This is a genomic window from Pelomonas sp. Root1444 (assembly GCF_001426885.1).
Lineage (GTDB): Bacteria > Pseudomonadota > Gammaproteobacteria > Burkholderiales > Burkholderiaceae_C > Pelomonas.
This window is the reverse complement of sequence record NZ_LMFP01000028.1, coordinates 1,174,025-1,186,854: the sequence shown is the minus strand read 5'-3', so window position 1 is coordinate 1,186,854 and position 12,830 is coordinate 1,174,025. Positions and strand designations below refer to the sequence as shown.

Below are 12,830 nucleotides of genomic sequence, written 5' to 3'. Positions count from 1 at the left end.
TCCCGATCGTGTCAACGTTCGGCCGCTGCGGGAATCGCCCCGACCGGTGCCGCCTTGCTCGACGTGCGGCGCAGCAGGTGGATCGCGTAGACGGCGAGCAGCACGCTGCCGGCCGCGAACACGATGTCACCCGGAACGCGCAGCCACACGAAAGTCTCCATCACCTTGGAGTGGATGACTTCCGGCGAGCGCGCGTACCACAGGCCGGTCGTGATGGCGTGGTAGGCCTGGTAGATGCCCGAGGGCAGCAGCGACATGAAGACCATCATCGCCAGACCGATGTTCAAACTCCAGAAGGCGGGCTTCAGGAACTTGTCGGCATGCAGCGCCCGGTCGTACAGGCCGCGCAGGCAGAACAGCATCAGGCCGATGCCCAGCATGCCGTACACGCCGAAGAGGGCGGCGTGGCCGTGGGCGGCCGTCATGTTCAGGCCCTGCACGTAGTACAGCGAGGCCGGCGGGTTGATGGCGAAGCCGAGCAGCCCGGCGCCGACGGTGTTCCAGAAACCGACCGCGACGAAGGACATGATGACCCACTTGTAGGCACCCAGCCAGGCGACGTTCTTCGAGCGGCGATAGGTCTGCAGGGCTTCCAGGCCGATCAACGTCAGCGGCACCACTTCGAGGGCCGAGAACACGGCGCCCACGGCGATCACCGAGGTGGGCGTGCCGGTCCAGTACAGGTGGTGCAGCGTGCCGAGGATGCCGCCGAACAGGAACACGATGGTCTCCGCCACGATGGCTCGGTTGGCGGACGCCGCGCGCACCAGGCCCAGGTTGGTGAAGATGAGGGCGACGACGGCGGTGGCGAACACCTCGAAGAAGCCTTCCACCCACAGGTGCACCAGCCACCAGCGCCAGTACTCGATCATCGAGTAGTGGGTGTGCTGGCCCCAGGTCAGCGAGCTGGCGTAGAAGCCGCCGATGCAGGTCGCCGACAGGAACACCATGGCGATCAGGCCGCGGGTTTCCGACGGCTTCTTCAGGGCCGGCCACAGCGCGCGGCCGAGCAGGAAGACCCAGAACAGCAGGCCGACGAAGAGCAGGATCTGCCAGAAGCGGCCCATGCTCGTGAACTCCAGGCCCTGGTTGCCGAACCAGAAGCTGAAGTCGACGCCGCGGTGCTGCAGCGTGCCCAGCCAGCCGGTGACGGTGGAGCCCAGCACCACGACGATGAGGGCCCAGAACAGCGCGTCCACGCCGAGCTTCTGCAGCTTGGGTTCGCGGCCCGAGAGCAGCGGCGCCACGTACAGGCCCGTCGCCAGCCAGGCGGTGGCGATCCAGAAGATGCCGATCTGCGTGTGGACCGTGCGGCTGACCGTGTAGGGCAGCACCTGCGCGAGCGGCAGGCCGAAGAAGGACTGGCCCTCGACGGCGTAGTGCGCCGTGACGATGCCCATGCCGATCTGCAGCAGCATCAGCGCGATGACGATGAAGAAGTACTTGCGTGTGGCCTTCATCGACGGCGTCGCCTTGGCGCCGAGCAGCGGGTCGGCCTTGGGCACCTGGGCGGTCTCTTCGTGCGAGTCGCCCTTGTGCAGCCACAGCATGGCGGCGATGCCGGCCAGCAGCAGGATGATGCTGACCATCGACCACATGGCGGCCGAGGTCGACATGGTGTTGCCCACCAGCGGCTCGTGCGGCCAGTTGCTGGTGTAGGACAGGCCGGCTTCATTCGGCCGGTCCGTGGTGGCGGCCCAGGCCGACCAGAAGAAGAACGCGGTCAGCGCCTGGCGGTGCGCCTTGTCCGGCAAGGTGCCCTCGGTCATGGCGTAGTGGTCGCGCAACTGGGCGAGCTTGGGGTCGGTGCCGAACAGGCCTTCATAGTGCGAGGCGACCTCGCGGATGGCCTGGGCGCGCGCGGGCGTGACCGTCACCGTGCCGTTGCTGTCGTCATAGGTGTTGCGGCGCATCTCGGTGCGCACGCCGGCCGCGACGGCGGCCTTGTCGCTGTCGCTGAGGGTACCGGCGCGCTGCTGCTCGGCCGTGCGCAGGGACTGCAGCGTGACGGCCTCGCGGTGCAGCCAGTCGGCCGACCAGTCCGGCGCGACGTAACTCCCGTGGCCCCAGACGGTGCCCAACTGCTGGCCGCCCGCGGCCATCCAGGCCTGCTGACCCAGCTGGATCTGCTCGCCGGTGTAGAGCACGTCCCCGTCGGCCGTCACGACCTGCTTGGGGATGGGCGGCGCAAAGAGATAGATCTGGTAGCCCAGGTAGCCCAGGCAGCCAAATGACAGGACGAAGATGAGGCCCAGCCAGCGCCAGAGCCTGTGTGTCGACTTCATGATGCTTCCTAAAGTGGTTCAGTTGTTCAGGCGCCGCCGCATGAGCCGCAGCACTGCCCGTTCCCATGGCCGGTGGCCAGCCTGGTGATGCGCACCCGCCAGACCTCGGGCCCGACCTCGACATAGTCCCAGGCGAACTTGCCCGGCACCTGCTCCTGGAACTGGAAGTACAGCGGGCGGGGGTCGTGGTCGTTCACCAGCTCCATCGCCTGGTTGGCGGCAAGGCTGCGGAACATCGTGAAGATCGTCGGGTGTCGCTCACGCGGCGCGATGGTGCGCACGTCGAGGGTCGGAAAGGCTGCTTGGACGGACATGGGTGCCTCCTGGCGGTTAAAGCTTCATTTGTGATGCATCTATTGTGGAAACCCGGTGTTCACTCGGGTTTGATTTGCATCAACCTGGAGGTGGGTGCGCAGCACTGCGGCGGCGTTCGGTAGGCGCTGTCTGTGCCGCGGCGGGCGCGCGCGGCGCGGGGGTGCCTAGGCGCTCGGCGCCTGGGGGTCCAGGTCGTCGAAGACGACCGGCACGCCTGCGGCAGCAGCGATCTGGGCCGCGTCCAGCGTGCCGACGTGAGGCACGATCAGCCCGTCATAGAGCCGGCCCAGCAACTGGAAGGTGGGAGCGTCGAGCGACGGCCCGGGCAGCAGTTCAGAAGCCAGCAGCCGCGTCACATGCGCGCCCCGGTCTTGCAATTCGGCTTCCACCATGCACAAGGGTGCGTCCCGATGCGTCACGACGCGGGCGAACAAGCGCCCACGCGCTGCCGGGGACAGGGGTTGGACGAAGTGATCGGCGGCGTTTGACACGCGCCCTAGCGTAGAGGCGCGTGCCGTGGCGGGGTTGATGTGGCGCAAACGCAGACGCCGCAGCGGCGGCAGCGCGGGCGGTTGCCTGCCTGAATTGCCGCAAGCCATACTCCCGCACGCCGGCATCCAGCGCGCGATGGAGGGGCGCGATGTCGGTGACGCCGCCACCCGCGGCCCTTCCATACAGCCCCTGAGGAGAAGGCCTTGAACACGTTGAACAACCTGAGGATCGGCACCCGGTTGATCGGAGGCTTCGCCCTCGTCATCGGCCTGCTGATTGCAATGGCAGTGATCGGCATCACGCGCGTCAATGCGGTCGATGACAACGCCGAGGTCATCCTGCACGACCGCTTCGTCAAGGTGGCGCAGGCTCAAACGATAGAGAACGAGGTCAACAAACAGCTGCGCGCGATGCGCACCGCGCTCATCGTCACGGAGCCTGCGCTGGTCGAGAGGGAACTGGCCAAGATCGAGACCTCGCTGCCAGTGGTGAACCAGGCCATCGAGAAGCTCGTTGCCACGGTGCACAGCGACCGCGGCAAGGCGGCGCTGAGGGACCTTGTCGATAGCCGCGCCAAGTTCAATGAAAAAGAGGCCGTGCTGCTCGCGCATCTCAAGGCAGGCAAGGTCGACGACGCGCGCAAGGAGCTCGTCGTCGACATCCTGCCCGCGCAGGATGTCTACCTGCACGCGGTGGAGGCGTTCGTGAAGTCCCAGACCGACAGCATGGAACAGTTCGGCGCCGAAGCGGCGGAGATGGCAGCGAGCGCCAAGCGGCTCATCGTGGCGCTGTCGGTCCTGGCCGTGCTGATCGCCGCCGCGGTGGCCTACATGCTGACCCGTTCGATCACCCGGCCGATTGCTGAGGCCGTGCACATGGCGCAGACCGTTGCGTCGGGCGACCTGACGACCGTCATCGAGGTGAAAAGCCGCGACGAGACCGGCCAGCTGCTGACGGCGCTCAAGGCCATGAACGAGAGCCTGACGCGTATCGTTCACCAGGTGCGACAGAGCAGCGAGTCCATCGCGACGGGCGCGACGCAGGTCGCGACCGGCAGCGCCGATCTGTCCCAGCGGACCGAAGAGCAGGCCTCCAATCTGGAGGAGACGGCGGCGTCCATGGAGGAGCTGACGACGACCGTGCAGCGCAGCGCCGACTCGGCCCGCGCCGCGACGTCGCTGGCCGCATCGGCCAGCGCGGTCGCGACCAAGGGCGGCGCCGTGGTCGCGCAGGTCGTGTCCACCATGGGCGACATCACTGCGAGCTCCAGGAAGATTGCCAGCATCACCGGCGTCATCGACGGCATTGCCTTCCAGACCAACATCTTGGCCTTGAACGCCGCAGTGGAAGCGGCTCGCGCGGGCGAACTGGGGCGGGGGTTCGCCGTCGTGGCAGGCGAGGTGCGCGCGCTGGCCCAGCGCGCCGCCACGGCGGCCAAGGAGATCAACGGCCTGGTGGGGGAAAGCCTGAGCCGGGTCGAAGCTGGCGGCGGGCTGGTGGCAGAGGCCGGGTCGACGATGGACAGCATCGTGACGCACGTGCAGCAGGTCGCCCAGCTGATCGCCGAGATCGGCACGGCGTCGGATCAACAGAGCATCGGCATCGGCGAGATCAGCAACGCCGTCGGCATCCTGGACCAGGTCACGCAGCAGAACGCCGCGCTGGTCGAGGAATCGGCCGCCGCGGCGGACAGCCTGAGCCAGCAAGCCCACCGGCTGACCGAGGTCGTGGGCGCCTTCAAGCTGCCGGTGGTCAGGTAGGGGCGCCGCCCAAAGGAAAAAGGACTTAGGAGCTTTCGCTTCTAAGTCCTTGATTTCTCTTCTTATTTTTGGTCGGGACGGCGGGATTCGAACTCGCGACCCCTTGCACCCCATGCAAGTGCGCTACCAGGCTGCGCTACGCCCCGACTGAGCCAAGCAGTATAGACCAGAAATTGGGAGCTCAGCTCAGCAAGCTGGCGCGAATCGCAAGAAGTTCGGCCCGGATCTGATCGAGGGACGTCAAAGGCTCCATCGCCAGCACCGGCAGCGTGAGCGATGCTTCGGCCGCTTTCAGCGGCTGGGCATGCAAGACGGCGTGGCGGGGCGCCGGCAGATGGGGCGGTACCGCAGCGATATCGGGACCGTCGCCATCGTCCACTGAATCCAGCGCCTGGGCGGCCTCGGCCTCGTCGCGGAAATTCTGCGCCGCGGCCTGCGGCAGGCCCTCGCTGAGCTGGTTGCGCGCGCCGCTGATCGTGAAGCCCTGGTCATAGAGCAGGTCGCGGATGCGGCGGATCAGCAAGACTTCATGGTGCTGGTAGTAGCGCCGGTTGCCGCGCCGCTTCATGGGCTTGAGTTGGGTGAACTCCTGCTCCCAGTAGCGCAGCACATAGGGCTTCACGCCGCACAGGTCGCTGACCTCACCGATGGTGAAGTAGCGTTTGGCGGGGATGGCGGGAAGCGCCTTTTCCATTGCAAATCAACAAGTTCGCGAGGGGAGGGCAGACTCTACTCGAAGTCTTCCCCCGCGGGCGCATCGCCTTGCACCACCCCCTTGAGTTTGTGGGAGGCGTGAAAAGTCACGACGTTGCGGGCCTTGATGGGAATGGATTCGCCGGTGCGCGGGTTGCGCCCCGGGCGCGGCGCCTTGCGGCGGATGTTGAAGTTGCCGAAGCCGGAAAGCTTCACGTCCTGGCCCTTGACGAGGCTGTCGTGCAGGATGTCGAAGAAGGCCTCGACCATGTCCTTGGACTCGCGCTTGTTCAGGCCCAGCTTGTCGAACAGCAGTTCGGCCAGTTCCGCCTTGGTCAGCGTGGGCGTCTCCAGGCTGCCGATGACGACCGCTGCGGCTTCTTTCTTGACGTCGTTCGCGTCCATGATTTGTTCCTCCTCCTGAGGGTCAGCCGCGCAGGCGGGCGCCGAGTTGGCTGCTGGCTGCCGCAACGATGGTCGCCACGGCCGCGTCGATGCGTTCGTCGGTCAGCGTGGCTTCGTCGTCGAGCAATTCCAGGCGCACGGCCAGGCTGCGTTCGTCGGCCTGCAGGTCGGTCGCGGCGCCGGCTGCGGGCTTGAAGACGTCGAACAGTTTGGCGGAGCGCAGCAGTGCGCCGCCCGCGTGCGTGATGGCGGTCATCAGCGCGTCGTGGGGGATGCCGTCCTTGACGACCAGCGCCAGGTCGCGCTGCACGGCCTGCTGGCGCGGCAGGGGCTGGCCTTGCGGCAGCGTGCGGGTCAGCGCAGCGTCAAGATCCAGCTCGAACACGACAGGGGCGCCGCCGCTGATTTCGTAGGCCTGGCGCCAGCGCGGATGCAGTTCGCCGACGACGCCGATCGGTGTGCCATTCAGGCTGATGCGCGCGCTGCGGCCCGGATGCAGCGCCGGGTGCTCGGCGGCTTCGAAGACCAGCGTTTGCGGTGCAAACAGGGCTTCCAGGTCGCCCTTCACGTCGAAGAAGTCGACGGCGCGGTCGCGCTGGCTCCATTGCTGCTGGTCGGCAGGGCCCCACGCCAGGCCGCCCAAGCGCAGCGGCTGCTCGATGCCGGCGACCGAAAGCGGACCGTTGGTGATGTTGGCATCGCGCTTGAACACGCGGCCCAGCTCGAACACCCGCACGCGCGTCGCGCGGCGGGTTTGGTTGTGGCGCAGCACCTGCACGAGGCTGCCGATGAGGCTGGTGCGCATCACCGACAGCGGCGCGGCGATGGGGTTCAGCAGCTTGATTGGATTCGCTTCTCCAGCCAGCTCGCGCTCCCAGCGTTCCTCGACGAAGCTGAAGTTGATCGTCTCGAAGTAATCGCGCGCGGCCACGGCGCGGCGCAGCGCGTGCGTGGACTGTCGGCTCTCCGAGCGCGTGCGGCCCACGATGGGTGCCAGCGGCGCGGTCGATGGCAGCGTCGGGTAGCCCAGCACGCGGATGATTTCCTCGATGAGGTCTTCCTCGATGAGGATGTCGAAGCGCCAGCTCGGCGGGGTCACCGTGATCACGCCGTCGGCGGCAGTGAACGGCAGCCCCAGGCGCGTGAACACGCCTTCGCATTGCGCCTGCGTCACCGGCATGCCGATGACCTTGGCTGCACGCGCGACGCGCAGTGCGACCGGCTTGCGCACCGGCACGTTTGGCGCCTGGTCGTCCATCGGGCCGACCTGCGTTTGCGCCGTGCCGCAGATGTCGACGATCAGCTGCGTGATGCGTTCGATGTGCTCGACGGTTTGCGACGCATCGACACCGCGCTCGAAGCGGTGGCCGGCGTCGGTGGAGAAGTTGTAGCGGCGTCCGCGGCCCATGACGGCCTCCGGCCACCAGAACGCGGCTTCGACATAGACGTTGCGCGTGTCGTCGGACACGGCGGTGTGGTCGCCGCCCATGATGCCGGCGAGGGATTCCACCTCGCGCGCGTCCGAGATGACGCCGACCTTTTCGTCGAGGGGAACAGTGTTGCCGTTGAGCAGCTTGAGCTGTTCGCACGCCTTGCCCCAGCGCACGACGAGTCCGCCGCTGATCTTGTCGAGGTCGAAGATGTGCGACGGGCGGCCGTACTCGAACATCACGTAGTTGGAGATGTCCACAAGGGCCGTCACCGAACGCTGGCCGCAGCGCTCCAGGCGCTGGACCATCCAGGCGGGCGTCTTGGCTTTCGTGTCGATGCCCTTGACGATGCGGCCCGAGAAACGGCCGCAGAGGTCGGTGGCTTCGACGCGCACCGGCAGCTTGTCGTCCGTCGTCGGCTTGACGGCCGGGAACTCTGCCTTCAGCAGCGGTGCGCCGGTCAAGGCGGCCACTTCGCGGGCGACGCCGAAGACGCTCAGGCCGTGGCCGAGGTTGGGAGTCAGCTTCAGCGTGAACAGCGTGTCGTCGAGGTTCAGGTGTTTGCGAATGTCTGCGCCGATGACGGCGTCGGACGACAGCTCCAGCAGGCCGCCATGGTCTTCGCTGAGCTTGAGCTCGCGGGCCGAGCACAGCATGCCGAAGCTCTCCACGCCGCGCAGCTTGCCGACGCCGATCTTGAAGTGCTTGCCGTCCTCACCGGGCGGCAGCTCGGCGCCGACCGTCGCCAGCGGCACCTTGAGGCCGACGCGCGCGTTGGGCGCGCCGCAGACGATCTGCAGAGGTTCGGTGCCACCCGCGTTGACCTTGCAGACGCGCAGCTTGTCGGCGTTGGGGTGTTGTTCGGCTTCGATGATTTCAGCGACGACGATGCCGTGGAAGGGCGGTGCGACGGCGCGCAGCTCTTCGACCTCCATGCCGGACATGGTCAGCAGCTCGGCGAGCTGCGTGGTGTTGAGCGGCGGATTGCAGAACTCGCGCAGCCAGGACTCGGGGAATTGCATAGCTCTTGTCGAATTACTTGAACTGCGAGAGGAAGCGGAGGTCGCCGTCGAAGAAGGCGCGCAGGTCGTTGACGCCATAGCGCAGCATGGCCAGGCGGTCGATGCCCGAGCCGAAGGCGAAGCCGATGTAGCGCTCCGGGTCCAGGCCCATGTTGCGGATGACCTGCGGGTGCACCTGGCCGGAGCCCGACACCTCCAGCCAGCGGCCCTTCAACGGTCCGCTCTCGAACATGATGTCGATCTCGGCGCTGGGTTCGGTGAAAGGGAAATAGCTGGGGCGAAAGCGCAGCTGCAGCTGGTCGGTCTCGAAGAAGGCGGTGATGAAGTTCAGGTAGACCGCCTTCAGGTCCTTGAACGAGATGTTCTCGCCAACCCACAGGCCTTCAACCTGGTGGAACATCGGCGAGTGGGTGGCATCGCTGTCGACGCGGTAGGTGCGGCCCGGCGCGATGACGCGGATCTGGGGCATCGTGTCCTGCCCCGCGTAGCGCTTGGCATGGGCCTGCGCGTAGCGGATCTGCATCGGGCTGGTGTGCGGGCGCAGGTTCAGCCAGGCGCCGTTCTCGTCCTTCATGTCGACGTAGAACGTGTCCTGCATCGAGCGGGCGGGGTGGTTCTCGGGGTTGTTGAGCGCCGAGAAGCTGTACCAGTCGGTCTCGATCTCGGGGCCGTCGGCCACGTCGAAGCCCATCGAGCCGAAGATGGCCTCGATGCGCTCCATGGCGCGTGTGATCGGATGCAAGCCGCCTGTGCCGCGCTGCCGGCCGGGCAAGGTCACGTCCAGCGCTTCGGCCTTGAGCTGCTTTTCCAACTCGGCAGCCGCCAGCGCATCGCGGCGGGCAGTCAGGGCGGCCTCGATGCCGACCTTGAGCTGGTTGATCTCGGCGCCGCGGGTCTTCTTCTCCTCGATGCTGAGAGCGCCCAGGCCCTTCATCAGTTCGGTCACGCGGCCTGACTTGCCGAGGAAGCGCGCCTTGGCGTTTTCGAGTTCGGCTGGCGTCGGTGCGGCGGCGAAATCGCTTCGGGCCGCATCAAGAAGAGCGTCGAGATCAGACATTCGGAATTCGAAATGAGAAAGGGCCGACCCTGGTGGGCCGGCCCTGAAAGTTTGCGTGCCCCGACGTGAGTCGAGGCGAATCGCAATCAGGCGAGCGCGGCCTTCACCTTGGCGAAGATGCTGGCAAAGCCAGCCGGGTCGTTGACGGCCAGATCGGCGAGAACCTTGCGGTCGATCTCGATCTGGGCCTTCTTCAGACCCGCCACGAACTTGCTGTAGGACAGACCCAGACCACGCGATGCAGCGTTGATACGGGCGATCCAGAGCTGACGGAAAACGCGCTTCTTGGTACGGCGGTCACGGTAGGCGTATTGGCCCGCCTTCATCACCGCCTGCTTGGCGATGCGGAAGACGTTCTTACGACGACCCCGGAAGCCCTTGGCCAGAGCCAAGACCTTCTTGTGACGGGCACGAGCGGTTACACCACGTTTGACGCGAGGCATGTGTTTCTCCTTGAGTCAGTGATGAATTACAGGCCAGCAAAGGGCAGCATCTGAGCGATGTGACCCATGTTGGTTTCGTGCACGGTGACGGCGCCGCGGAGCTGGCGCTTGTTCTTCGTGGTCTTCTTGGTCAGGATGTGGCGCTTGAACGCCTGACCGCGCTTGACGGTGCCACCCGGACGAACGCGAAAACGTTTTTTCGCGCTGCTCTTGGTCTTCATTTTGGGCATGGGGATGCTCCTTCTAAGTGTGTCCCTGGGGCGATGCCGGTGAGCCCGGCATGCTTGTTGGCCTCAGGAGACTTGTGAACTGGCCGGCGACCAAACCGACCAGTCAAACCTGTTGCGGTCTCAGCGCTTTTTCGGCGCCAGGACCATGATCATCTGCCGACCTTCGAGCTTCGGCATGTTCTCGACGATCGCCACGTCGGCCAGTTCATCGCGGATCCGCTCCAGCAGGCGCATGCCGATGTCCTGGTGGGTGATTTCACGGCCTCGGTAGCGCAGCGTGACCTTGCCCTTGTCACCGTCTTCAGCGATGAAGCGGCGCAGATTGCGCATCTTGATCTGGTAGTCGCCTTCGTCCGTGCCCGGACGGAATTTGACTTCCTTGATTTCGATGATCTTCTGCTTGGACTTGGCTTCAGCAGCGCGCTTTTGTTCCTGGTACTTGAACTTGCCGTAGTCCATCAGCCGGCAGACCGGCGGATTGGCGGTGGCGGAGATCTCGACCAGGTCCACATCCATTTCGCCCGCCATACGCAGGGCTTCCTGGATGCTGACGACCCCGATGGGTTCGTTTTCGGGGCCGTTCAGACGGACTTCAGGGGCCATGATTTCGCGGTTCAACCGGTGCTTGCGCTCCGGAATCGCACGACGGTCGGCAAACGTAGCGATGGTGTAGACCTTTCAACGGGCCCCAAGGCGAGGAGCCCAAACAAAACAAATCGCGCCCGGACGGCTTGTCAGACCTTGTTCGCGATGTCTGCACAGACTCTCGAGAGGAAGTCTTGCAAAGGCATCACGCCCAGATCCTGATTGCCACGGGCGCGTACCGCAACGCTGCCATTCGCCTTTTCCTTGTCGCCTACGACGAGGATGTACGGCAGCTTTTGCATGGAATGCTGGCGGATTTTATAGGTGATCTTCTCGTTGCGCAAATCGGCCTGGGCCCTAACCCCTTGTTTTTGCAGCGATTTCACAATTTCAGACACGTAATCGGCCTGGGAATCGGTGATGTTGGCCACCACGACCTGCGTCGGCGCGAGCCAGACGGGCAGCGCGCCGGCGTGCTGTTCGATCAGGATGCCGATGAAACGCTCCAGGCTGCCCACGATGGCGCGGTGCAGTATGACCGGGTGCTTGTGCTGGCCATCCTCGTCGACGAACTCGGCGCCCAGGCGGCCCGGCATCGAGAAGTCGACCTGCATCGTGCCGCACTGCCACTGACGGCCCAGCGCGTCCTTGAGCGTGTATTCGATCTTGGGGCCGTAGAAGGCGCCGTCGCCAGGTGCGACCTCGAACTCGACGCCGGAGGCGCGCAGGCTTTCCATCAGCGCATGCTCGGCCTTGTCCCAGACCTCGTCCGAACCGATGCGGGCGTCCGGGCGCGTCGCCACCTTGTAAATGATATCGGTGAAGCCGAAGTCCTTGTAGACCTTCTGCAGCAGCGCCGTGTAGGCGACGCATTCCGGCAGGATCTGGTCTTCGGTGCAGAAGATGTGCCCGTCGTCCTGCGTGAAGCCGCGCACCCGCATGATGCCGTGCAGACCGCCCGTGGGCTCGTTGCGGTGGCACTGGCCGAACTCGCCGTAGCGCAGCGGCAGGTCGCGGTAGCTCTTGACGCCCTGCTTGAAGATCAGGATGTGACCGGGACAGTTCATCGGCTTGAGCGCGTAGTCGCGCTTCTCCGACTCCGTCGTGAACATGTTGTCCTTGTACTTCTCCCAGTGGCCCGAGGCTTCCCACAGCGTGCGGTCCAGCAGCTGCGGGCCCTTGACCTCCTGGTAGCCGTTGTCGCGGTAGACGCGGCGCATGTACTGCTCCACCTCCTGCCAGACTGTCCAGCCCTTGGGGTGCCAGAAGACGACGCCCGGGGCGTGCTCGTCGATGTGGAAGAGGTCCAGCTCCTTGCCGAGCTTGCGGTGGTCGCGCTTCTCGGCCTCCTCCAGCATCGTCAGGTACTTCTGCAGGTCGTCCTTGGTGGCCCAGGCCGTGCCGTAGATGCGCTGCAGTTGCTCATTGCGGTGGTCGCCGCGCCAATAGGCGCCGGCCACCTTCATCAGCTTGAAGTGCTTGAGCTTGCCGGTGCTGGGCACGTGTGGACCGCGGCAGAGGTCCTCGAAGGCGCCTTCCGCGTACAGCGACACGTCTTGGTCGGCCGGGATGCTTTCGATGATCTCCGCCTTGTAGGCCTCGCCCATGGCCTTGAAATGCGCCACGGCCTCGTCGCGCGGCAGCACGCGGCGCACGACCTTCTCATCCTTTTTCGCGAGCTCCGTCATCTTGGCCTCGATGGCGGCCAGGTCGTCCGGCGTGAAGGGGCGCTTGTAGGCGAAGTCGTAATAGAAGCCGTTCTCGATGACCGGGCCGATGGTCACCTGCGCGTCGGGGTAGAGCGACTTGACGGCATAGGCCAGCAAGTGGGCCGTCGAGTGGCGGATCAGCTCCAGGCCGTCGGCATCCTTCTCGGTAACGATGGCGACCTGGGCGTCGTGGGCTATGACGTGGCTAAGGTCGACGACCTTGCCGTCCACCTTGCCGCCTAAAGCGGCCTTGGCCAGGCCGGCGCCGATGCTGGCGGCAACGTCGCCAACGGTCAGCGCGGCGGGGTATTCACGGCGCGAGCCGTCGGGGAGTTGAATCGAGATCATGGGTGCTCCGGGAGCGAAAACAAAAAAGCGCGGCCACTTGCCGCGCTTGATTGGTG

General features: G+C 65.6%; 12 protein-coding genes and 1 tRNA gene. 1 reads left to right on the top strand and 12 read right to left on the bottom strand.

Features of this window, described 5'->3' with window-relative positions; all coding sequences use genetic code 11:
• Window positions 1-11 precede the first annotated feature (11 nt).
• From ASD35_RS22970 to ASD35_RS22960, 3 genes are all read right to left on the bottom strand, one after another.
• The gene (locus ASD35_RS22970) at window positions 12-2,285 is read right to left on the bottom strand and encodes a nitric-oxide reductase large subunit (RefSeq protein WP_056877232.1); all 2,274 of its coding nucleotides are present in this window, start codon (window positions 2,283-2,285) and stop codon (window positions 12-14) included.
• A gap of 26 nt (window positions 2,286-2,311) precedes the next feature.
• Window positions 2,312-2,599: a DUF2249 domain-containing protein gene (locus ASD35_RS22965; protein WP_056877231.1), complete on the bottom strand. Its 288-nt coding sequence runs from the start codon at window positions 2,597-2,599 to the stop codon at window positions 2,312-2,314.
• 165 nt (window positions 2,600-2,764) lie between these two features.
• Complete coding sequence (locus tag ASD35_RS22960) at window positions 2,765-2,977, bottom strand: hypothetical protein (protein WP_157275718.1); 213 nt, start codon at window positions 2,975-2,977, stop codon at window positions 2,765-2,767.
• A gap of 318 nt (window positions 2,978-3,295) precedes the next feature.
• Here ASD35_RS22960 and ASD35_RS28435 point away from each other — a divergent pair, with 318 nt between their 5' ends.
• Window positions 3,296-4,852 (top strand): methyl-accepting chemotaxis protein, encoded by a 1,557-nt coding sequence (locus ASD35_RS28435; RefSeq protein WP_056877229.1) that lies wholly within the window; start codon window positions 3,296-3,298, stop codon window positions 4,850-4,852.
• Between the two features lie 69 nt (window positions 4,853-4,921).
• Here the strand turns inward: ASD35_RS28435 and ASD35_RS22950 are convergent.
• The 9 genes from ASD35_RS22950 to thrS all read right to left on the bottom strand — a co-directional run bounded on the left by ASD35_RS22950 (window position 4,922) and on the right by thrS (window position 12,774).
• Window positions 4,922-4,998: transfer RNA gene (locus ASD35_RS22950), tRNA-Pro, on the bottom strand.
• A gap of 35 nt (window positions 4,999-5,033) precedes the next feature.
• The gene (locus ASD35_RS22945) at window positions 5,034-5,546 is read right to left on the bottom strand and encodes a MerR family transcriptional regulator (RefSeq protein ID WP_056877228.1); all 513 of its coding nucleotides are present in this window, start codon (window positions 5,544-5,546) and stop codon (window positions 5,034-5,036) included.
• A 35-nt stretch (window positions 5,547-5,581) separates the two neighbouring features.
• On the bottom strand, window positions 5,582-5,950 hold the full coding sequence (locus ASD35_RS22940) for an integration host factor subunit alpha (protein ID WP_056877227.1): 369 nt from the start codon (window positions 5,948-5,950) through the stop codon (window positions 5,582-5,584).
• A gap of 22 nt (window positions 5,951-5,972) precedes the next feature.
• Window positions 5,973-8,402, bottom strand: a complete 2,430-nt coding sequence (pheT, locus tag ASD35_RS22935; protein ID WP_056877226.1) for a phenylalanine--tRNA ligase subunit beta — start codon at window positions 8,400-8,402, stop codon at window positions 5,973-5,975.
• 13 nt (window positions 8,403-8,415) lie between these two features.
• Entirely contained in the window at window positions 8,416-9,459 is a 1,044-nt protein-coding gene (gene pheS, locus ASD35_RS22930; RefSeq protein ID WP_056877225.1) for a phenylalanine--tRNA ligase subunit alpha, read from the bottom strand.
• Between the two features lie 86 nt (window positions 9,460-9,545).
• Entirely contained in the window at window positions 9,546-9,902 is a 357-nt protein-coding gene (gene rplT, locus ASD35_RS22925) for a 50S ribosomal protein L20 (protein WP_025564000.1), read from the bottom strand.
• A 26-nt stretch (window positions 9,903-9,928) separates the two neighbouring features.
• On the bottom strand, window positions 9,929-10,132 hold the full coding sequence (rpmI, locus tag ASD35_RS22920) for a 50S ribosomal protein L35 (RefSeq protein ID WP_056197410.1): 204 nt from the start codon (window positions 10,130-10,132) through the stop codon (window positions 9,929-9,931).
• 120 nt (window positions 10,133-10,252) lie between these two features.
• Window positions 10,253-10,798, bottom strand: a complete 546-nt coding sequence (gene infC, locus ASD35_RS22915) for a translation initiation factor IF-3 (RefSeq protein ID WP_082580371.1) — start codon at window positions 10,796-10,798, stop codon at window positions 10,253-10,255.
• Window positions 10,799-10,866: 68 nt separating this feature from the next.
• Window positions 10,867-12,774: a threonine--tRNA ligase gene (thrS, locus tag ASD35_RS22910; protein ID WP_056877224.1), complete on the bottom strand. Its 1,908-nt coding sequence runs from the start codon at window positions 12,772-12,774 to the stop codon at window positions 10,867-10,869.
• Window positions 12,775-12,830: the final 56 nt, after the last annotated feature.